18 protein-coding genes and 3 tRNA genes are annotated in these 22,294 nt (G+C 42.8%); 17 read left to right on the forward strand and 4 right to left on the reverse strand.

Annotated features, from left to right (window positions below; genetic code table 11):
* Window positions 1–2 precede the first annotated feature (2 nt).
* The 6 genes from rlmD (at window position 3) to E5A76_RS00710 (ending at window position 9,715) form a co-directional block, all read left to right on the forward strand.
* Complete coding sequence (rlmD, locus tag E5A76_RS00685; RefSeq protein ID WP_161117806.1) at window positions 3–1,322, forward strand: 23S rRNA (uracil(1939)-C(5))-methyltransferase RlmD; 1,320 nt, start codon at window positions 3–5, stop codon at window positions 1,320–1,322.
* Window positions 1,323–1,393: 71 nt separating this feature from the next.
* A complete protein-coding gene (relA, locus tag E5A76_RS00690; protein ID WP_053987313.1) occupies window positions 1,394–3,628 on the forward strand; it encodes a GTP diphosphokinase in 2,235 nt (744 codons plus the stop codon).
* A gap of 71 nt (window positions 3,629–3,699) precedes the next feature.
* Window positions 3,700–4,509: a nucleoside triphosphate pyrophosphohydrolase gene (mazG, locus tag E5A76_RS00695; RefSeq protein ID WP_161117807.1), complete on the forward strand. Its 810-nt coding sequence runs from the start codon at window positions 3,700–3,702 to the stop codon at window positions 4,507–4,509.
* A gap of 221 nt (window positions 4,510–4,730) precedes the next feature.
* Window positions 4,731–6,371 carry a CTP synthase gene (locus tag E5A76_RS00700; RefSeq protein WP_053987315.1) on the forward strand — a complete coding sequence of 547 codons (1,641 nt, stop codon included), beginning with the start codon at window positions 4,731–4,733 and terminating at the stop codon, window positions 6,369–6,371.
* Window positions 6,372–6,451: 80 nt separating this feature from the next.
* Complete coding sequence (gene eno, locus E5A76_RS00705; RefSeq protein ID WP_161117808.1) at window positions 6,452–7,753, forward strand: phosphopyruvate hydratase; 1,302 nt, start codon at window positions 6,452–6,454, stop codon at window positions 7,751–7,753.
* A 186-nt stretch (window positions 7,754–7,939) separates the two neighbouring features.
* Window positions 7,940–9,715, forward strand: a complete 1,776-nt coding sequence (locus E5A76_RS00710) for a LamG-like jellyroll fold domain-containing protein (protein WP_161117809.1) — start codon at window positions 7,940–7,942, stop codon at window positions 9,713–9,715.
* A gap of 46 nt (window positions 9,716–9,761) precedes the next feature.
* Here the strand turns inward: E5A76_RS00710 and E5A76_RS00715 are convergent.
* From E5A76_RS00715 to E5A76_RS00725, 3 genes are all read right to left on the reverse strand, one after another.
* Window positions 9,762–9,837 (reverse strand) — tRNA-Asn (locus E5A76_RS00715).
* 6 nt (window positions 9,838–9,843) lie between these two features.
* Window positions 9,844–9,918 (reverse strand) — tRNA-Gly (locus tag E5A76_RS00720).
* A gap of 19 nt (window positions 9,919–9,937) precedes the next feature.
* Window positions 9,938–10,022 (reverse strand) — tRNA-Tyr (locus E5A76_RS00725).
* A 261-nt stretch (window positions 10,023–10,283) separates the two neighbouring features.
* On the opposite strand from E5A76_RS00725, the gene ftsB reads away from it, so the two are divergent.
* The 8 genes from ftsB (at window position 10,284) to rpoS (ending at window position 16,188) form a co-directional block, all read left to right on the forward strand.
* On the forward strand, window positions 10,284–10,562 hold the full coding sequence (ftsB, locus tag E5A76_RS00730; RefSeq protein WP_053987317.1) for a cell division protein FtsB: 279 nt from the start codon (window positions 10,284–10,286) through the stop codon (window positions 10,560–10,562).
* Between the two features lie 38 nt (window positions 10,563–10,600).
* A complete protein-coding gene (ispD, locus tag E5A76_RS00735; RefSeq protein WP_202813181.1) occupies window positions 10,601–11,305 on the forward strand; it encodes a 2-C-methyl-D-erythritol 4-phosphate cytidylyltransferase in 705 nt (234 codons plus the stop codon).
* The gene (gene ispF, locus E5A76_RS00740; protein WP_053987319.1) at window positions 11,305–11,781 is read left to right on the forward strand and encodes a 2-C-methyl-D-erythritol 2,4-cyclodiphosphate synthase; all 477 of its coding nucleotides are present in this window, start codon (window positions 11,305–11,307) and stop codon (window positions 11,779–11,781) included. Before ispD ends, ispF begins: the two co-directional genes overlap by 1 nt.
* Window positions 11,782–11,815: 34 nt before the next feature.
* Window positions 11,816–12,868, forward strand: coding sequence for a tRNA pseudouridine(13) synthase TruD (gene truD / locus E5A76_RS00745; RefSeq protein WP_161117815.1), 1,053 nt, complete (start codon window positions 11,816–11,818; stop codon window positions 12,866–12,868).
* Complete coding sequence (gene surE / locus E5A76_RS00750; protein ID WP_161117814.1) at window positions 12,849–13,598, forward strand: 5'/3'-nucleotidase SurE; 750 nt, start codon at window positions 12,849–12,851, stop codon at window positions 13,596–13,598. The genes truD and surE overlap by 20 nt, the downstream gene beginning before the upstream one ends.
* 2 nt (window positions 13,599–13,600) lie before the next feature.
* Window positions 13,601–14,230, forward strand: a complete 630-nt coding sequence (locus E5A76_RS00755) for a protein-L-isoaspartate(D-aspartate) O-methyltransferase (protein WP_053987321.1) — start codon at window positions 13,601–13,603, stop codon at window positions 14,228–14,230.
* Window positions 14,231–14,251: 21 nt separating this feature from the next.
* Window positions 14,252–15,103 carry a peptidoglycan DD-metalloendopeptidase family protein gene (locus E5A76_RS00760; protein WP_053987322.1) on the forward strand — a complete coding sequence of 284 codons (852 nt, stop codon included), beginning with the start codon at window positions 14,252–14,254 and terminating at the stop codon, window positions 15,101–15,103.
* An 83-nt stretch (window positions 15,104–15,186) separates the two neighbouring features.
* Complete coding sequence (gene rpoS / locus E5A76_RS00765; RefSeq protein WP_008988024.1) at window positions 15,187–16,188, forward strand: RNA polymerase sigma factor RpoS; 1,002 nt, start codon at window positions 15,187–15,189, stop codon at window positions 16,186–16,188.
* Window positions 16,189–16,297: 109 nt separating this feature from the next.
* Here the strand turns inward: rpoS and mutS are convergent, their stop codons facing one another.
* Window positions 16,298–18,877, reverse strand: a complete 2,580-nt coding sequence (mutS, locus tag E5A76_RS00770) for a DNA mismatch repair protein MutS (RefSeq protein WP_161117810.1) — start codon at window positions 18,875–18,877, stop codon at window positions 16,298–16,300.
* Window positions 18,878–19,109: 232 nt separating this feature from the next.
* Here mutS and pncC point away from each other — a divergent pair, with 232 nt between their 5' ends.
* From pncC to kch, 3 genes are all read left to right on the forward strand, one after another.
* Window positions 19,110–19,601 carry a nicotinamide-nucleotide amidase gene (pncC, locus tag E5A76_RS00775; RefSeq protein ID WP_161117811.1) on the forward strand — a complete coding sequence of 164 codons (492 nt, stop codon included), beginning with the start codon at window positions 19,110–19,112 and terminating at the stop codon, window positions 19,599–19,601.
* A 125-nt stretch (window positions 19,602–19,726) separates the two neighbouring features.
* Window positions 19,727–20,779 carry a recombinase RecA gene (recA, locus tag E5A76_RS00780; protein ID WP_008988027.1) on the forward strand — a complete coding sequence of 351 codons (1,053 nt, stop codon included), beginning with the start codon at window positions 19,727–19,729 and terminating at the stop codon, window positions 20,777–20,779.
* Between the two features lie 181 nt (window positions 20,780–20,960).
* Window positions 20,961–22,190 carry a voltage-gated potassium channel protein gene (gene kch, locus E5A76_RS00785; protein ID WP_053987325.1) on the forward strand — a complete coding sequence of 410 codons (1,230 nt, stop codon included), beginning with the start codon at window positions 20,961–20,963 and terminating at the stop codon, window positions 22,188–22,190.
* The last annotated feature ends 104 nt before the right edge of the window (window positions 22,191–22,294 follow it).

Genomic DNA, 22,294 nt, shown 5'->3' on the forward strand with positions numbered 1-22,294 from the left:
TTATGGCACGCTTTTTTAAGCCTCAAAAACGTAAAACCGATACCAAGCATAAAGAAATAACAATTAGCCGTTTAGATCACCTCGGCGCTGGCATCGGCCATTTGAACAATAAACCTGTCTTTATCGACGGCGCATTACCGGATGAAACTGTGGTTGTTCAATTGACGGAAGATAAAAAGAATTATGCCCGTGCTCGCGTGATCAAACGTTTAAAAGACAGCTCTGCGCGTATTAAACCTCATTGTCCGATCTATGACCAGTGTGGCGGCTGTAACTTGCAGCATTTATCCCACCAAGGTCAAGTTATCGCCAAACAGCAGGCATTAACTGAACTGATGGAAAAGTTTGCCATCACAGGAGAAGGAACAAGCCAAGTCGCACCTATCGTTGGACAAAGCGAGCATTATCGTCGTTGCGCACGTTTTAGCATCCGTATGTTACCGAATGGACAGATGGTCTTTGGCTTTCGTAAAAAGCAGAGTAAAGACATTGTCGATGTGAGCGCATGCCCTGTGCTTGCAACGGAGTTAGACAGCTTACTACCCGCATTACGCACCTTGTTATCTAGCTTAAAAGGGCGCAAACATTTGGGTCATGTTGAATTGGTGAATGCTGATAATGGTCGGGTATTGTTAATCCGTCACTTACAGTCTTTTAATGACAAAGATCTTGCTGCAATTAAAGCCTTTGCGACTGAGCATCAGCTCATGCTGTTTTTAGCCCCATCTTCAGATGAACTTGAGCAAGTAATGGGTGAGCAACCTTATTATGACATTGATGATGTGCGCTTAACGTTTTCACCAAAAGACTTTATTCAAGTTAATCGTGATGTGAATTTACAAATGGTAGAGCAAGCGATCAATTGGCTTGATGTTCAGCCACAAGATAGGGTGTTAGATCTATTCTGTGGTCTAGGTAACTTCAGTCTACCATTGGCACGCCGTGCTAAAGCGGTGGTGGGTGTTGAAGGTGTGGATGAAATGGTGACACGCGCAACAGCAAATGCTGTCGCAAATCGTCTAGATAATGCTACATTTTATCAAGCAAATTTAGACGAAGATGTAACGAAATTAGTGTGGGCTCAAGAGCAATTTGATAAAATTTTGTTAGATCCAGCACGAGCGGGTGCTGCTGGCGTAATGCAACATATTGTGAATTTAGCGCCAAGCAAAGTGGTATACGTATCATGCAATCCTGCAACATTAGCTCGTGATAGCCAAATATTGTTGCAGCAAGGTTATAAGTTGGCACGTTTAGGCATGATGGATATGTTCCCTCATACCGGACATTTAGAATCAATGGCGTTGTTTGTTAAGTGTTAATCACAATAAAGAAAAATAGTAATGTGATGTAAGACATTCATCGGTATTCAGAGAGAAAACAGGATAGAAACATGGTCGCAGTTCGCGGTGCGCATTTAAAGGAAAATACTACATTTGAGCTTGCCTCATGGGTAGAGAGCTTACGTCAAGATGCGAAAGTATCGAGTCGTATTGAAGGAACATATCAGCGTTGTACTGAGCTAGTCGCTGAGCAAGAAAACGGTGCGTTATTGTTATGGCGTGGCCGTGAAATGGTTGAAATTCTTGTTACCTTAAGTATGGATGCCGATACGCTGATCGCTGCTATGTTATATCCTCTTGTGGAAGCGGGCTGCTACAGCCATGAGCAAACAAAAGAGGAATATAACGGGACTATCCTTCATTTGGTTGAAGGTGTAGAGCAAATGTGTGCGATCAGCCAGCTTAAATCAACCGCTGAAGAAGCGGCACAAACGGCACAAGTCGATAATATTCGTCGCATGCTGCTTTCCATGGTCGATGATTTCCGTTGCGTCGTTATCAAACTCGCTGAGCGTATTTGTAATCTGCGTGAAGTGAAAAATGAGCCCGATGAAGTGCGCCGAGCTGCAGCTCAAGAGTGTGCCAATATTTATGCACCATTAGCAAACCGATTAGGTATTGGTCAGCTTAAATGGGAAATTGAAGATTACGCCTTCCGTTATCAGCATCCTGATACTTACAAACAAATCGCCAAACAGTTATCTGAACGTCGTATCGATCGTGAAGACTACATCACGCATTTTGTCGATGATTTATCAGAGGCCATGAAAGCGTCAAACATCAAAGCAGAAGTGCAAGGGCGACCTAAGCACATCTACAGTATTTGGCGCAAAATGCAGAAGAAAAATCTCGCCTTTGATGAGCTGTTTGATGTACGTGCTGTACGTATTATTGCCGATCAATTGCAAGATTGTTATGCCGCATTAGGGGTGGTGCACACTAAATACCGTCACCTGCCGAAAGAGTTTGATGATTATGTAGCAAATCCAAAACCTAATGGTTACCAGTCTATCCATACCGTGGTATTGGGGCCTGAAGGTAAAACCATTGAAATTCAGATCCGTACCAAGCAAATGCATGAAGAATCTGAATTAGGTGTTGCGGCACACTGGAAATACAAAGAAGGTACAGCATCAGGCGGAGCGCAATCCGCGTATGATGAGAAAATCAATTGGCTACGTAAGCTACTGGCATGGCAAGAAGAAATGTCAGATTCTGGCGAAATGCTGGATGAGTTACGCAGCCAAGTATTTGATGATCGTGTCTATGCTTTCACCCCAAAAGGGGATGTGGTTGATTTACCATCAAATGCAACACCGCTAGATTTTGCTTATCATATTCACTCTGAAGTGGGTCACCGTTGTATTGGTGCGAAAGTAGAAGGGCGCATTGTTCCGTTTACTTACCATCTTCAAATGGGTGATCAAGTTGAAATCATCACCCAAAAAGAGCCAAACCCGTCACGAGATTGGCTGAATCCTAACTTAGGTTTTGTGACATCCAGTCGTGCTCGTGCCAAGGTCCATGCATGGTTCCGTAAGCAAGATCGTGATAAGAATATTATCGCTGGTAAAGAGATCTTAGAAGCAGAGCTAGTTAAGATCCATGCAACATTAAAAGATGCCCAAATGTATGCGGCTAAACGCTTTAATGTGAACTCTCCTGAAGAGTTATACGCAGGGATCGGTAGCGGCGATTTACGTATTAATCAGGTGATTAATCATATTAATGCGTTAGTGAATAAGCCAACTGCGGAAGAAGAAGATCAGCAACTATTAGAGAAACTGGCGGAAGCGAGCAACAAGCAAGCGGCAACCCATAAGAAACCACAACGCGATGCCGTCGTGGTGGAGGGCGTTGATAACCTAATGACCCATCTTGCTCGTTGTTGTCAGCCAATTCCGGGGGATGATATTCAAGGCTTTGTTACTCAAGGTCGAGGTATTTCGGTCCACCGCATGGATTGTGAGCAGTTAGAAGAGCTGCGTCACCATGCGCCAGAGCGTATCATTGATACTGTTTGGGGCGGTGGTTTTGTTGGTAATTACACCATCACGGTGCGAGTAACTGCATCTGAGCGTAATGGCTTGCTAAAAGAGTTAACCAATACGTTGATGAATGAAAAAGTGAAAGTCGCGGGTATGAAGAGCCGTGTCGATTATAAAAAACAAATGTCGATCATGGATTTTGAGCTTGAGCTTACGGACTTAGAAGTATTAGGCCGTGTCCTAAATCGTATTGAGCAAGTTAAAGATGTAGCAGAAGCCAAACGTCTTTATGGTTAATTATTGATAGATAATATCAAATTGAGAAATAGGTAGCTTTGGCTACCTATTTTTTTACGGAGAAAGATAATATGACTCAGCAGTCAAAATCACAGATAGATGATCTTTTAACGATTATGTCTCAGCTGCGAGACCCTAACCGTGGTTGCCCATGGGATTTGAAACAAAACTTTGATTCAATCGTTCCCTACACCCTTGAAGAAGCTTACGAAGTGGCAGATGCTATTGAGCAGAAAAATTGGAACGATGTAAAAGAAGAACTAGGAGACTTATTATTCCAAGTTATCTTCTATAGCCAGCTGGCAAAAGAGCAAGGGTTGTTTGAGTTTGATGATGTCGTAGCTGGAATTAATGAAAAGCTGGTTCGCCGTCATCCTCATGTTTTTAGTGATGCTGATTTTGCAGATGAAGCCGCAGTCAAACAAAATTGGGAAGCGGAGAAAGCCAAAGAGCGTGCGGAGAAAGAGCAAGATTCAAGTTTGCTGGCGAATATTCCCAATGCGTTACCTGCTTTGATGCGAGCAGATAAGATCCAAAAGCGCTGCGCAAATGTTGGCTTTGATTGGGATGAATTAGCACCAGTAGTTGATAAGGTAAAAGAAGAGCTCGATGAAGTCATGGATGAAGTGATTCAAGCTGTGCCTGAACAACAGAGAATTGAAGAAGAGTTGGGGGATTTGCTATTTTCGGTAGTAAATTTAAGCCGTCATCTCAATGTGAAACCAGAGCTTGCACTACAGAAAGCCAATAAAAAGTTTGAGAAGCGTTTTCGCCAAGTTGAAAAAAATGTGCTAGAACAAGGAAAGCTGATCAGTCAGTGTTCATTATCTGAACTTGATGCAGAATGGAATCGGGTAAAAGAGAAACAAGAATATAAATAATCATTCCTTAAAAGAATGTATTTGTGTGGTTTTATCGCTGTAAGTGTTAGTTGAGCCTTAAAAAAGTAAGTTTTTCAAAGCCATATCACTAACTTGATTTGAGACAAAAAAAATCAAAGGGTGGTGTGATAGTTTTCACGTTGTGGCGATAAATGGTGTCTGGTATACTAATTTCCCGTCCAGATACTTTTTATCCTCTACACCAATCTTCCAGGTTAAACATGACAACGAATTACATTTTTGTTACGGGCGGAGTTGTTTCCTCTCTTGGTAAAGGCATTGCTGCTGCATCACTTGCAGCTATTCTAGAAGCACGTGGTCTAAACGTGACTATGATGAAGCTAGACCCTTACATTAACGTTGACCCAGGCACAATGAGCCCAATTCAACACGGCGAAGTATTCGTTACGGAAGACGGTGCAGAGACTGACCTAGACCTTGGTCACTACGAGCGTTTCATTCGTACCAAAATGACAAAGCGTAATAACTTTACTGCTGGTCGTGTGTACGCAGACGTATTACGCAAAGAGCGTCGTGGTGATTACTTAGGCGCAACGATTCAGGTAATTCCTCACATCACTAATGAAATCAAATCTCGTGTTATTGCGGGTGCTGAAGGTCATGATGTGGCAATCGTTGAAGTAGGCGGTACTGTAGGTGATATCGAATCACTGCCATTCATGGAAGCTATTCGTCAATTAGCTGTAGAACAAGGTCGTGAAAACACCATGTTCATGCACTTGACGCTTGTTCCTTACCTAGCTGCAGCGGGTGAAGTGAAAACTAAGCCAACCCAGCACTCTGTTAAAGAATTACTATCAATTGGTATTCAGCCTGATGTACTGATCTGTCGTTCAGATCGTATGATCCCTGCGAACGAGCGTGCGAAGATTGCACTGTTCTGTAACGTTCAGGAAAAAGCTGTAATCTCAATGAAAGACGTAGATTCAATCTACAAGATCCCACAACTAATTAAGTCTCAAGGTCTTGATGAGCTAGTGTGTAAGCGCTTTGGCATCACAGCACCTGAAGCCGATCTTTCTGAGTGGGAACAAGTGATCTACGAAGAAGCTAACCCTACTGCTGATGTAACAATCGGTATGGTTGGTAAATACATTGAACTGCCAGATGCATACAAATCAGTAAACGAAGCACTTAAGCATGCGGGTCTGAAAAATCGTCTGTCTGTTAAGATCAAATACATCGATTCTCAGGATGTTGAGTCTAAAGGTACAGAAGTACTTGCAGGTCTTGACGCTATCCTAGTTCCTGGTGGCTTTGGTAACCGTGGTGTTGAAGGTAAGATCCTGACCGCTCAATACGCACGTGAAAACAAAATTCCATACCTAGGTATTTGTTTAGGTATGCAAGTTGCTCTTATCGAGTTTGCTCGTAACGTAGCCAATATGGCGGATGCGCACTCAACTGAATTTAATGCAGAAACTAAACACCCAGTTGTAGGTCTTATCACTGAGTGGGTAGATAGCGAAGGTAATGTTGAAGAGCGTACTGAGAAATCAGATCTAGGCGGTACAATGCGTCTTGGTTCTCAGCTATGTCACCTACAAGACGGTTCTAAAGCGCGTGCACTATACGCTCAACCAACGATCCATGAGCGTCATCGTCACCGTTACGAAGTAAACAACACGCTACTACCTAAGCTTGAAAAAGCAGGTTTAAAAGTATCAGGTTTGTCTGCTGATAAGAAACTAGTTGAAATTATCGAAGTTCCGAATCATCCTTGGTTCGTAGCTGCACAGTTCCACCCTGAGTTCACATCAACACCTCGCGATGGTCACCCATTGTTTGAAGGCTTTGTTAAAGCGGCGGGCGAGTTCCACCGTGGTGAGCTTAACCAGTAAGGATTACTGATAGCTGTAGTGGTTATAGCTACAGCTATTTTTTTAGCTTTTAATTTGAAGATAAAGCAAGAGGAAACACAATGTCTAAGATCGTTAAAGTTCTAGCTCGTGAAATCATCGACTCACGTGGTAACCCAACAATTGAAGCAGAAGTTCACCTAGAAGGTGGTTTCGTAGGTATGGCTGCTGCGCCATCTGGTGCTTCAACTGGTTCTCGTGAAGCTCTTGAGCTTCGTGATGGTGACAAGTCACGTTTCCTAGGTAAAGGCGTTCTTAAAGCTGTTGCTGCAGCAAATGGTCCAATCGCTGAAGCGCTAATCGGCAAAGATGCAAAAGATCAAGCTGAAATCGACCAAATCATGATCGACCTAGACGGTACTGAAAACAAGTCAAACTTCGGTGCTAACGCAATCCTAGCTGTATCTCTAGCAAACGCAAAAGCAGCAGCTGCTGCGAAAGGCATGCCTCTATACGAGCACATCGCTGAACTAAACGGCACTCCTGGCGTATTCTCTATGCCTCTACCTATGATGAACATCATCAACGGTGGTGAGCACGCTGATAACAACGTTGACATCCAAGAGTTCATGATCCAACCAGTTGGTGCTAAGACTCTTAAAGATGCAGTTCGCATGGGTGCGGAAGTATTCCACAACCTAGCTAAAGTTCTTAAGTCTAAAGGCTACAACACAGCTGTTGGTGACGAAGGTGGTTTTGCTCCAAACCTTAAGTCTAACGCTGAAGCACTAGAAGTTATCGCTGAAGCTGTTGCAGCTGCAGGTTACGAGCTAGGTAAAGATGTAACTCTAGCTATGGACTGTGCTGCATCTGAGTTCTACGATGCTGAGAAGAACGAGTACAACCTAAAAGGTGAAGGCCGTATCTTTACTTCAAACGAGTTCTCTGACTTCCTAGAAGAGTTAACTGAGAAGTTCCCAATCGTTTCTATCGAAGACGGTCTAGACGAGTCTGACTGGGAAGGTTTCGCATACCAAACTGAGAAACTAGGCAAGAAAATCCAAATCGTTGGTGACGATCTATTCGTAACTAACACTAAGATCCTTGCTGAAGGTATCGAGAAAGGCATCGCTAACTCTATCCTAATCAAGTTCAACCAAATCGGTTCTCTAACTGAAACTCTAGCTGCTATCAAGATGGCTAAAGACGCTGGTTACACTGCAGTTATCTCTCACCGTTCAGGTGAAACTGAAGATGCAACTATTGCAGATCTAGCTGTTGGTACTGCTGCAGGTCAAATCAAGACTGGTTCTATGAGCCGTTCTGACCGTGTTGCTAAGTACAACCAACTAATCCGTATCGAAGAAGCACTAGGTGAGCGTGCTCCTTTCAACGGTCTTAAAGAAGTTAAAGGCCAAGCTTAATTTTTCATTAAGCATGATTGAGGTAACTCAATTAGGTTAAAAGAAACCGCCTTGTAAGAGGCGGTTTTTTTAGCTTTAAAGAAAATATAACGTTAGAGGTTATCGATAAATACAATCAATCTAAGCTTATTAACACAATAAAGCATGATTAGCAGAAGAGTATTCCTTAAGGGAACAGCAGCAACTATGGTTGCAGCATATTTAACTGGGTGTAAATCCAGCAACAACTCAGGCAACGGAAAAAAGAAAGTCCATCAAAACTGGAAATTAGCCGTTTTACCTGACACGCAAAAATATTCTGAAAATAGCCCTGAACGTTATTTTTCTCAAACCCAATGGGTTGCAGATAATTGGAAAGAAGAAAACATTCCATTCACGATTCACCTCGGTGATTTAGTGGAACATTACGATGAACCAGCCGAATGGGATGTCGCCTGTAAGGCAATGGATATCTTAGGAGCATCAGAAAATACACCTTACTCTCTTCTGTGTGGTAATCACGATCTTGAAAACGGTGATCATTTTGACAATGAACGCCAAAGCAATGAACCTTTTTTAAACCACTTCCCTGAAAGTAAAATATTTGAAATCAACACATGTATCGCAGTCAGTGAATGTGGTTTCAATAGTTGTCACCTTTTCAAAGAGCCGGAAAATAACACTGAGTTTTTGGTCTTTGCAATCGATTGGAACCCTTCAGAAGCAACATTCAATTGGGCTCAAAACTTACTCGATCAATACCCTAACACCCCAGCAATTTTATCAACCCATCAACTGTTAAATATTGATAGTGATGGAAAAAGTCCATTAATTACCTCTAAAGGCTTCGAGTTCTGGATCGATTTCATTCATAAAAATGACCAGATCTTCCTCACCATGAATGGTCATCATCATGGTGCAGCTAATATGGTAGCTAAGAATGCTTACGGTCGTGACGTACTTATGATGGTTGTTGATTACCAAGCTGATTATTGGGGAGGAAATGGCATGCTCCGAACTGTCGGTTTTGATTACGGTAACAATCAGCTAGTTATTCGCTCATTCTCACCTTGGGTTCAGGCGATCCCAGAGGATGCACGTAACCCATTTGATATACCTGAATTAACAGATGAAACAAACCACTTCGAATTCGAGATGAATTTTGAGGAGCGCTTCAGTAATTTAAACCAAGGTGAGTTAACACCTATGCCAGGCCTTATTGAAGGTACGGTTGGTTATTGGAAATTCGATCAAGAAAACATGATGAAAATAGATGACGAAGGGAGCGTAACTTCTGTATTCCAAGACCTTTCAGGCAATGGTAGCCACTTTAAAATGATGCCAAGAGATGCCAACCAAGGTGCATTGAAAGAATATTTTGAATATTCTGACTCATCACCAGAACAAGGACATACAACAGGTTCTGTTCTGCTTAAAGGTAATAAAGCTGAAGATACTGGCGCATACTTATCGACCCTTGGCGCTGCAATCAGCGCTAATAATTGGGATCAAGGCTACACCATCGAAACCTACCTTCAATTACCAGATGATTGGGAAAGTGATTTGTCACGTTGGGGGGGAATTTTATGCCAGCAAGCAAGTCGAAATGATTTCCGTGACGAGGGTGGTGAAGATCCAGCCGTTGTTTTAGCGATTTCTTCCCTTCATGAGATCCAATGGGAAACCATGGATAATAAAAAACAAGATCCTACGACTGCGTGGTCTTTTAGTCTCAAGTTTATGAGATGGTATCATATCGCTATTATTAACGATGGTATCAATACCAATATGTATATTGATGGTTACATCGTCATGCGTAATCCAGAACAAAGCACAGGGCTTGCTATAAAAGAAGGTGCTAATTGGATCGTTGGTTCTTCATGTTCTAACGGTTTAGTACATAACCCTCTTTACGGTTACATTAGCGAACTAAGAATAGTGAATAGACCTTTATCATTAGATGAGTTGTTAATTAACGTCTAGATTTTAAACGTAAAAAAGCCCGCAATTGCTTGCGGGCTTTTCTATTTGGCTCCTCCTGCTGGACTTGAACCAGCGACATACGGATTAACAGTCCGCCGTTCTACCGACTGAACTAAGGAGGAATTGTTTGGAGCAGGCAGCGGGAATCGAACCCGCATCATCAGCTTGGAAGGCTGAGGTAATAGCCATTATACGATGCCTGCTTTGCATTACAGCAAAGAATGGTGGTGGGGGAAGGATTCGAACCTTCGAAGGCAGTGCCGGCAGATTTACAATCTGCTCCCTTTGGCCACTCGGGAACCCCACCGAAATAATGGTGCCGACTACCGGAGTCGTGGGTTAATTATTATTTAAGATGAATTTAGGTGGTTATGATTGTGTTTATTTTCGACAAAATCAGCCGTTAAGTAATAACCCTGTGAACTCTCATAGCATAATTGTGGTCACAGTTACCCGATTATGGGATTATTACTGCTTGGCAAAATGCATTCCAATTGTGCAGGTTGACTTAAAATCTTCGACAATTGGAATGCAGCTTGCTGTTACCAATTATTTCGCAGGGAGAATTATGCGCCTGTTTATTATTGTTTTATTAGGGCTTTTAGCTTGGTTACAATACGACTTCTGGTATGGCAAAAATGGTATGAATGAATTTAATGCCGTGGAAGAAAGCGTAGCCTTACAAGAAAAGGCGAACGCGGAGCTTCATCAGCGTAACCAGCAGATGTATGCCGAGATCAAAGATCTGCATGGTGGTAAAGAAGCTGTTGAAGAACGTGCACGTACCGATCTTGGTTTAGTTAAACCAGGGGAAACATTTGTTCGTGTAGTTGGCGATAATAACTAATTACACAGCCTAGCTAAGTAATGAGATAACCATTCATGATCGATAAATGTATTGCTGTTGTCCCTGCCGCAGGTGTCGGTAGTCGTATGGCGGCAGATCGCCCTAAACAATATTTGACGATTGCGGGTAAAACGATCCTTGAACACTCCGTTGAGCGTTTATTAAGTCTGCCTGAAATTCAACACGTGGTTATTGCTGTTAGTAAAACAGATCCGTATTTTCCAACCTTGCCGCTAGCTAATGATCCTCGTATTACCGTGGTTGATGGTGGTGCTGAACGAGTAGATTCTGTGTTTTCAGGGTTAGCGGCAATTAATGACGATAATGCATGGGTGATGGTGCATGATGCAGCAAGACCTTGCGTGCGATTAGACGATCTTCGTCAGTTAATGGTTGCTGCTAAGCAAAGCGAGTATGGCGCGATTTTAGCAACACCTGTTCGCGATACCATGAAACGCGCAAAGATGAATAAACAAGGTACTGCGATTGACCACACTGTTGATCGTGAACAATTGTGGCATGCACTTACACCACAAATGTTTCGAGCAGGGCAACTGCGTGAAGCATTAACAACCGCATTGGCACAAGATGCAGTGATCACCGATGAGGCATCAGCACTTGAGTTTTGTGGTTATTCCCCCGTGTTAGTTAAAGGTCGGGCTGATAATTTAAAAGTCACGCAGCCAGAAGATTTAGCGTTAGCAGAGTTCTACTTACAACAATTATTAAAGGAATATTCATAATGCGTATTGGTCATGGTTTTGATGTTCATAAATTTGGTGGTGAAGGTCCGGTTATTATTGGTGGCGTTGCTATCCCTTATGAACAAGGTTTAATTGCTCACTCTGATGGCGATGTAGCACTACATGCGGTATGTGATGCACTATTAGGTGCGATTGGTGCTGGTGATATCGGTCGCCATTTCCCTGATACTGATGCCGAGTGGGCAGGAGCTGACAGCCGATTTTTATTACGTGATGTCTACAGTAAAGTGAAATCTCAAGGTTATCGCTTGGGTAATGTAGACGTCACCATCATGGCACAAGCACCGAAAATGGCCCCCCATATTGATGCGATGTGTCAGGCGATTGCTGAAGATTTAGAAACAGATGTCGCAAATGTTAATGTTAAAGCAACGACAACTGAACGTTTAGGTTTTACTGGACGTAAAGAAGGCATTGCTTGTGAAGCCGTTGTTTTAATTAAAAAGGTATCTTGAGCTTATGTCTCATTCTCACACTGCAGAAAATATAATGGATTGTTTTAACTGGTTTCATGCAAAGCCAGTTTGTCACGGACGCATTAAAGCTAATCCTGAAGACTTCATCGTGAATGAAGAGCTCGGTTTTGAGTTTAGCGGTACAGGCGAACACCTGATGGTGAAAATTCGCAAGGTCGGTGAAAATACCAAGTATGTAGTGAATGAGTTAGCAAAAGCATGTGGCGTGAAATCACGTGACGTGAGCTGGGCTGGACTTAAAGATCGCCATGCTGTGACTGAGCAGTGGTTAAGTGTTCACTTGCCGGGTAAAGTTGATCCAGATCTTAGTCAGTTTGAAGCTGAACATCCTGGTGTCGAAATTCTTGAAGTGACGCGCCATGATAAAAAATTACGCCCAGGTGATTTAGCGGGTAACTGGTTCCAATTACGTCTTACTGATTTAGATAACCTTGATGCATTAACTGAGCGTTTAGAAATGGTCAAAGCACAAGGTGTTGCCAACTATTTTGGTGAACAGCGTTTTGGCCATGGTGGTAATAACGTGGTTAAAGCACGTGCTTGGGGCAACGATGAGTTCCGTGTACGTGATAAGAGCAAGCGTAGTTTTTACCTTTCAGCTGCACGTTCTTGGATGTTTAATCAAGTATTGTCACAGCGTATTGAGCAAGGTTTAGCGGCAACGATTATCGCTGGAGACTGCTTACAAGCAGAAGGTGATGAACGTACGTTTGTTGCAGATGTGGTAACGGATACATTACAGCAGCAAGTTACATCCGGTGAACTTGCTATTACAGGTCCATTGTTAGGTGATAACGCACTACCAACGCAAGATGATGCACAAGCGTTTGAATTAGCGATTGTGGAGCAAGAGCCAGCGTTAGTTAAACTTGTGCGTGATAACCGTATGCGTCACGATCGTCGTCCATTGCTACTGATGCCTAAAAATATGCAATGGCATTTCGAAGAGAAGGATTTGATTGTTTCATTTGCTCTGCCTGCTGGTAGTTTTGCCACCTCGGTAGTGCGTGAGTTGATCATGCCACTTCAAAATGAGGTAGTGAATGATGAGAATTCTGATCAGTAATGATGATGGTATTTTTGCCGAAGGTATTAATACACTCGCAAAAGCATTAAGTGAATTAGCAGAAGTAATAGTGGTTGCGCCTGATCGAAATCGATCAGGGGCATCAAATTCATTAACACTGGATTACCCGCTACGTATTCGAGAAGAAGGTAAAAACCGTATCTCGGTACAAGGCACACCAACGGATTGTGTTCATTTTGCTCTAAATGAATGGCTAGATGAACGTCCTGATATTGTGGTTGCTGGCATTAATCACGGCGCCAATTTAGGTGATGATGTGCTCTATTCAGGCACAGTTGCCGCAGCCACTGAAGGTCACTTTCTTGGTGTGCCAGCGATTGCGGTTTCTTTAGTCGGTGATAGGCATTTTGAAACAGCTGCGAAGGTGATTCAGCAAGTTGTTAAGCAGTTATCGCAACAGCCGTTACCGGGCAATAATATCTTAAATATTAATGTTCCTGATGTGCCTTTTGAACAGTTGAAGTCATGGCAAGTGACACGTCTAGGTGCACGTCATCGGGCTGAAAATATGATCAAAGAGTTAGATCCTCGTGGTAAACCGCTCTACTGGCTAGGCCCTCCTGGTCAATGCCAAGATGCAGGCCCAGGCACTGATTTTTATGCCATAGAACAAGGTGCGGTTTCGATAACCCCACTGCAAGTTGATTTGACCGCGCATGATGCCATGGTTGGAGTTGAAGGCTGGATGCGAAATGTGGAGATCCAGTAATCATGCGGTATCAAAGTCAGCTTGATAGCTTAATCGCATTTTTAAGAAATAAAGGGATCAGTGATCAGCGAGTGTTAAATGCGATTGCGACCGTTCCTCGTGAACGCTTCGTTGATGAAGCTTTCTCTTTTCAAGCATATGAGAATAATGCGCTACCGATTGGTAGTGGGCAAACAATTTCTCAACCCTACATTGTTGCGAAAATGACCGAGTTATTGGGCTTAACTTACCAATCTTCAGTGTTAGAAATTGGCACAGGCTCAGGTTATCAAACAGCAGTGTTAGCTCAACTTGTTGAGCATGTTTATTCTGTCGAGCGGATCAAAGCCTTGCAATGGCAAGCGAAAAGACGCTTTAAACAGTTAGAGTTACATAATATATCAACCAAACATGGTGACGGGTGGCAAGGATGGGCAAGTAAAGGGCCTTTCGATGCCATTATTGTGACCGCAGCTCCTAGTGAAGTTCCCCAGAGCTTATTGGAGCAACTGGTTGATGGTGGACGATTAATTTTGCCTGTTGGCTATCAACAGCAAGAATTGAAATTGATTGTCCGAAATGGCGAAGCATTTTGCGAAACCGTGATTGAACCCGTAAGATTTGTGCCTTTAGTGGCTGGAGATTTGGCTTAAACCATGAGTACAGAGTGTATGATGAAAAAAATTATTCAACCTTCTTTGTTAGCAGTAACCAGTATGATTCTGCTATCAGCTTGTAGTAGTCATACACCAGCTCCGGTTGCTAATCTCAGTAAAGATTACTCTCAGTTAGAGCGTGGTAGCTTTAGAGGCGATTCATATACGGTACGTAAAGGGGATACGTTATATTTTATCTCCTACGTCACAGGTCAAAATGTAAAAGACATTGTTAGCCTAAACAATTTAGCGCCACCATACATTATTTATCCAGGCCAACGATTAGCTATCCCTAGTGGTAGCCGCTCATCATACTCATCAAATACGTCTGTGGTTACACCACCTGTGAAAACGACTCCTGTGAGTAAACCGAAGCCAGTTTCAAAACCTGTCGCACAAAAAACAGACAATAAAACGGTTGCGCAGTCAAAACCAAAAGAGTACTCTGAAAACTCAAAAGTTAACAAACCTGTAACAACTAAGCCAAGCACAACCCCATCAACATCAAAATGGGCTTGGCCTGTAAAAGGTAAAATTATTGCTGGATTCTCAAATTCAGAAAATGGCAATAGAGGTATCGATATTGCAGGTACGCGAGGAGAAGCAATTAAAGCAACCGCAGCAGGTGTTGTTGTATATGCGGGTGATGCATTACCGGGTTACGGTAATTTAGTCATCATTAAGCATGGTGAAGATTATCTAAGTGCTTATGCGCATAACGATAAGATCTTAGTAAAAGAGCAACAAACAGTAAAAGCTGGGCAAAAGATAGCTTCCATGGGAAGCACTGGGGCTAGCAGTGTAAGGCTACACTTTGAAATTCGCTATAAGGGTAAATCAGTGGATCCAATGCGCTACTTACCTAAATAAGAAACGAAAAATCAATGATGCAGCAATTAGAGATGACATGATGAAGTTGTAATGTCTTGCTAACTCGCCATCTGGGAGGCGCTATGAGTAGAAGCAGCACAGCCACAAACCTTGATTCATTCACTTTAGACGAAGACGTGGAAATGAACGTTCCAATGCCGTCTGCTGATGATAGTTCTGATACTGAAGCAATATCGGTTAATGATGATGACGCCGATATTGCTAAATATGAAGCAACTCAAAAAGCATTAGATGCTACCCAACTCTATCTCGGTGAGATTGGCTATTCGCCTCTTCTCACCGCAGAAGAAGAAGTCTTGTATGCTCGTCGTGCATTACGCGGCGATGAAGTTGCACGTAAACGAATGATTGAAAGTAATCTTCGTTTAGTAGTGAAAATCTCGCGTCGCTATAGTAACCGAGGACTGGCACTGCTCGATTTGGTGGAAGAAGGTAATTTAGGCCTGATCCGCGCTGTTGAGAAGTTTGATCCTGAACGAGGCTTCCGCTTCTCTACCTATGCGACATGGTGGATCCGCCAAACCATTGAGCGGGCAATCATGAATCAAACCCGCACCATCCGACTACCTATTCATGTAGTCAAAGAGCTCAATGTTTATCTACGTACGGCACGTGAATTAGCACAAAAGCTGGATCATGAGCCAACAGCCGAAGACATTGCACAACAGTTAGAAAAGCCTGTTGATGATGTGAATCGTATGTTGCGCTTAAATGAGCGAGTGAGCTCGGTAGATAATCCGATCGGTGGTGATTCAGAAAAAGCACTGCTTGATATTATTCCTGATGAAAAAGGTGGAAGTCCTGAATCATCAACCCAAGATGATGATATCAAAAACTCAATCGTTCATTGGTTACAAGAGCTTAATCCTAAGCAGCGTGAAGTGTTAGCGCGTCGATTCGGCTTACTGGGCTATGAAGCATCAACATTAGAAGATGTTGGGCGTGAGATCGGTTTAACCCGTGAGCGTGTTCGCCAAATTCAGGTTGAAGGTCTGCGACGCTTACGTGACATGCTAACGCACCAAGGACTTAATATTGAGTCGCTCTTTAATCAAGAGCTTTAATTTACTTGATTCAATGTAACCTTTTTACCTCCTTCTAAATACATTGAAATAGTAATAAGAAAAAGGACGCAGAAGCGTCCTTTTTTGTTTCTGTTGAATGAGTTAAAGATTAAAGCAGTGCTTTTAATCGATATAATTCATCTAAGGCTTGGCGTGGGGTTAAGTCATCTGGATTCACATTCGCCAATGCTTCTTCCACTTCACTCGGCTCTGGGATCAAACTTAATTGATGCTCTTCTTTTGGTGCTTGCGAAGCTAAAACGTCAGGTTGTAGTGCTTGTTGGTGACCTGATGCTTCCAGTTGTTGCAGCTTGATCTTAGCTCGCTTGATCACAGATTTCGGAACACCGGCTAAACTCGCTACCGCTAGACCGTAAGACTTACTCGCAGCACCTTCTTGAACGGCATGCATGAAGGCAATTTCATCTCCGTGTTCAACAGCATCGAGATGAACGTTCGCCAATCCGGTTAATAGTGATGGCAGCTCTGTTAGTTCGAAGTAGTGAGTGGCGAATAATGTCATGGCTGAGATCTTATCTGCCAGCCATTCAGCACTTGCCCATGCCAGTGATAGACCATCGTAAGTACTGGTACCACGACCGATTTCATCCATTAACACTAAACTTTGCTGGGTGGCGTTATGAAGAATATTCGCCGTTTCTGTCATTTCAACCATGAAGGTTGAGCGACCAGAGGCTAAGTCATCAGAGGCTCCAATACGGGTAAAGATACGATCTAGTGGACCAATCTTCACCGCTTCTGCTGGAACAAAAGAGCCCACATGTGCCATTAATGCAATTAATGCGGTTTGACGCATGTAAGTTGACTTACCACCCATGTTAGGACCGGTAATGATCAACATGCGGCGATCTTGATGCAGCGAAATAGGGTTAGCGATAAACGGCTCACTTAACACATGTTCAACCACAGGGTGACGACCTGCGGTGATCTCAATCCCTGTTTGTTCCATTAATTCAGGACGACAGTAATTGAGGCTATCGGCACGTTCAGCAAGGTTTGTTAACACATCAAGTTCAGAAAGGGCGCTTGCCGCATTTTGTAGTTGCTCAAGATGTGGCAGTAGTTGATCAAATAGCTCTTCCCATAGCTTTTTCTCTAATGCGAGTGCTTTAGATTTTGAGTTAAGTACTTTGTCTTCATGCTCTTTAAGCTCAGGGATAATATAACGCTCGGCATTTTTCAGCGTTTGGCGACGCACGTAGTGGCTTGGTACTAAGTGGCTTTGACCACGGCTGACTTGAATGAAGAAACCGTGTACTTGGTTAAAGCCCACTTTCAAGCTATCAATATCATGACGCTCACGTTCACTGGCTTCTAATTCTTCTAAGAATTTGGTTGCGCCATCAGCGAGATCACGCCACTCATCAAGTTCTGCATTATAGCCCGGTGCTAATACGCCACCATCACGGATGATCACTGGTGGGTTTTCAATGATTGCACGTTCAAGCAGTTCGCATAGTTCATCCATTGGAGCTGCGTACGTCGCTAAATCATTAATGCGAGCTTGTGGTACTTCAGCTAATAGTTCAGCTAATTCTGGCAGATATTGCATGGCGGTACGCATGCGAGCTAAGTCACGAGGACGTGCCGAGCGCAGTGCTAAACGTGCCAAAATACGTTCTAAGTCACCCATGTGACGTAGTACACCAGCGACATCCACAAACATACCACTGTCTTTAAATGCTTCAATAGCATCTAAACGACCATTAAGCTGTTTTTGATCTCGGATAGGCTGGTGGAGCCAACGTTTCAGTAAACGGCTTCCCATTGGTGTTGCAGTTTGATCAAGTACCGATGCCAGTGTGTTGTCATAACCGCCAGCTAAGTTTTGCGTAAGCTCTAGGTTACGACGTGTAGCTGCATCTAAGATCACTGCATGATCTTTGGTATCTAAGGTGATCGCACGAATATGTGGTAGTGCAGTACGTTGGGTATCTTTAACGTATTGCATCAAACAGCCCGCCGCACATAAGCCAAGTTCTGCATTTTCAACGCCAAAACCGACTAAGTCACGAGTACCAAATTGCAGGGTTAATTGCTGACGTGCAGTGTCTAATTCAAATTCCCAAATAGGGCGACGACGCTTACCTTTAAACGGTTCAACTAAATGCAGGTAAGTGAAATCTTCTGGATAAAGTAGTTCAGCAGGGCTCGTGCGCTGAAGCTCAGCTTGCATTTCTTCTTCACTAGCAGGCTCTGTGAGCATGAAGCGGCCAGATGTGATATCTAAGGTTGCGTAGCCAAATTTGTTATTTTCGGTGTAAATTGCAGCAATTAAGTTATCACGACGCTCATTAAGTAAGGCTTCATCACTAACAGTACCTGGCGTGACAATACGAACTACTTTGCGTTCTACTGGACCTTTGCTTGTTGCAGGATCGCCAATTTGCTCACAAATAGCGACAGAAACGCCTTGCTGAACCAGTTTGGCTAAGTAGCCTTCTACAGCATGGTAAGGCACTCCTGCCATTGGGATCGGTTCACCGTTAGTAGAGCCACGTTTTGTTAATGAGATATCAAGCAGTTGAGAGGCGCGCTTCGCATCATCAAAAAACATCTCGTAGAAGTCACCCATTCGATAGAACAGTAAAACGTCAGGGTTCTCAGCTTTGATTTTCAAAAACTGCTGCATCATAGGTGTATGTTTTTCTAAGCCTTTTATCGTCACGATATTGCCTACTCTTGCTTGAACTATGTCATGCTAAATTGACAGCATGACCAATGAATTTTGACCGCTAAGGATACGTGAATCCGCTAATAGGGCAAAGCGGGATAGCGAGTTTTTTTAAGATATTTGCAATGGTAGTTGTTAGGCGTAAAGTCACAAAATTAATTGCATTGAGTATGATGAAGTCATGCTTTTATGCACCACCATTAATCGTATTAGCAAGGAGCAACAAATGAATATTGAACAGCTGGCCACTGATTTAGGACTAGCCTTAAAAGATAAAGGTTGGATTGCGACCACCGCAGAATCATGTACCGGTGGTGGGGTCGCTTATGCCATTACTGAAATTCCTGGTAGCTCTGCATGGTTCAACCGCTCATTTGTCACTTATAGTAATGAAGCAAAGCAAGAGATGTTGAGCGTTTCAGGTGCGACACTAGCAGAGTTTGGTGCAGTCAGTGAAGGCGTTGTATTTGAAATGGCTTGTGGTGCATTAGCGGCATCTCGGGCTGATATCAGTGTGGCAATCAGTGGTATTGCTGGTCCTGATGGCGGCACTGCTGAAAAGCCTGTTGGCACGGTGTGGTTTTGTTGGGCTGATAGTACAGAATGGCGACATACAATTTGTTGTCATTTTGAAGGCGATCGAAAATCAGTAAGATTACAAGCGATTGCTAAAGCCTTGTCTGTCATGCTGGAGCGAGTAAAAAGCGTGAATGAGTAAAACTGGGCTGACGCATATTTAACAAAAAAAATGTAGTCACCTATAGACACTGTATGAATAGACAGTATACTAGTCTGCATTCAAACAGTTCAGAAATTTCATTTTAGCATCCGTTGGAGAGTCGAATGGACGACAACAAACAAAAGGCTCTTGCCGCAGCGTTAGGCCAGATTGAGAAGCAGTTCGGTAAAGGTTCAATCATGAAGTTGGGCGATAACCGTACTATGGATATCGAAACAATTTCAACCGGCTCCCTATCTTTAGATATTGCACTGGGTGCTGGTGGCTTACCAATGGGTCGTATCGTAGAAATCTACGGTCCTGAATCTTCAGGTAAAACAACCTTAACACTTGAAACGATTGCAGCAGCTCAGCGTAAAGGAAAAACCTGTGCTTTCATCGATGCTGAACATGCACTGGATCCTATTTACGCACAAAAGTTGGGTGTAGATATCGATCAGCTTTTAGTTTCTCAGCCAGATACGGGTGAGCAAGCATTAGAGATTTGTGACGCATTAGCCCGCTCTGGTGCTGTTGATCTTATCGTTGTCGACTCCGTTGCCGCACTAACACCGAAAGCTGAAATTGAAGGTGAAATGGGTGACTCACACATGGGCCTGCAAGCACGTATGCTTTCTCAAGCAATGCGTAAGCTAACAGGTAACCTAAAGCAGTCTAACTGTATGTGTATCTTCATCAACCAGATCCGTATGAAGATCGGTGTGATGTTTGGTAACCCAGAAACCACTACTGGTGGTAACGCACTGAAGTTCTACGCATCTGTTCGTCTTGATATTCGTCGTACTGGCGCTATCAAAGAAGGTGACGAAGTTGTTGGTAACGAAACACGCATTAAAGTAGTTAAGAACAAAATTGCTGCACCATTTAAGCAAGCTGATACACAGATCCTTTACGGTCAAGGCTTTAACCGTAACGGTGAGCTAGTTGACCTAGGTGTTAAGCACAAGCTGGTAGAAAAAGCAGGTGCTTGGTACAGCTACAAGGGCGATAAGATCGGCCAAGGTAAAGCAAATGCGTGTAAGTTCTTAACTGAGAATCCAGAAACAGCAGCAGAGATCGAAGCGAAGTTACGTGAGCTATTACTTAGCCCTGTAACGGAAGGCGAAACATCTGAAGCGCAAGACAATATGGATATCGAAGAAGACGAAGCATTCTAAGACGTCTTTAATCGTGAAAACCCAGCCAATAGGTTGGGTTTTTTTATATCTTTTGTTTTTGACAATAGGCATTTAAATCTCTGTCATTAGCTTATTTTTGATCTAATATACCTGAACATCATTTTTTATTTACTAAACTATGAATGTAAGTTGTTGATAATACTTTGTAGGTGTGTGTTAGGTGAAAGAAGGTTTTTCATTACTGCGTTGGATTGGACGTACTCTACGCCGTTTTGCATTGTGGCTTTATAGCATTAGACATATTTTTGTCGCGCTATTTGTCCTTGCCAATAGTGGCCTTATATTCCACACCATTTATGGTTTGCCAGTTGATGTTATTGCCATTTTTAACGTTAAAAATTACGAGCAAATCAACCATACGTTTTTAACTAATGCCCCATATTTCATGTTGGGTGTCTTTATTGCACTAAGCTCAATAGGATTATTTTTCCGAGCCCGTATCTCATGGATGATCAGCTTTACCTTGATGATCATCGATACCCTTTATACGGCACATATCCACCCAGATCAAACTTATAACATTCATTATGGTTTGATTTCATTGGTTATTTTATTTTTAGTTAGACGTCATTTCTCAAGAAGCAGTGTTGCGGCAGGTAGTATTTTTGCGTTGATCAGTGTGATCACCTTGATGCTCACCTCAACCTATGGTGCGTTGTACTTTGGCGATGGCTTTGAACCTAAGATCACTTCACTGTTGACAGCGTTTTATTATGCGATAGAAACCATGTCGACAGTGGGGTACGGTGATATTGTTCCGGTTTCTGAGCCTGCGCGATTATTTACCATTTCTGTGATTGTTTCCGGTATTACCGTGTTTGCAACATCGGCAACATCCGTATTAGGCCCGGTTGTTCATAGTGGTTTTGAACGACTCGTTAAAGGTAATAGCAAAAAGATGAATAGAACCAATCATTTTATTATTTGTGGCTTATCAAGCCTTGCAGTGAATACCATTAAACAACTGTCATCACGCAAACAGCCAATCACCGTGATTGTCTCTCCGCGTACGCAGCAAGCAGCGAAAGATTTGCTTGAAGATCTTGATGTTGTGGTTGGTGATTACAGTGATGGTGAGATATTAACGCAAGCGGGTGTGATGAATGCCAAAGCTATCTTGGCACTGAGTGATGATGATGCCGATAACGCGTTTATTGTGCTATCTGCAATTGAACTCGATAGCAATGCACGGACTGTTGCGTTGGTTAACGACAGTAAAAATATCAATAAAGTAAAAAGCGTTAATCCGGATATTGTGATTTCACCACAGCAGTTTGCGAGTGATATTCTGGCTCGGGTACTTAATGGTGAAAGTATTGATAGTGATTCTATTGTTTCATCATTGCTCAATTCAGTGCAGGGATTGTCTGAAAAAGAAATTTCGAAATAGCGACTAACTTGCCACTATCTGCTTTATTCATTGTAAATTTCATTCAATCGAGAGAATTACACAGACAAATGCATTAAAGATTTCGATTATTTAATGCATTTGTC

Source organism: Photobacterium lucens (assembly GCF_009873615.1).
Lineage (GTDB): Bacteria > Pseudomonadota > Gammaproteobacteria > Enterobacterales > Vibrionaceae > Photobacterium > Photobacterium lucens.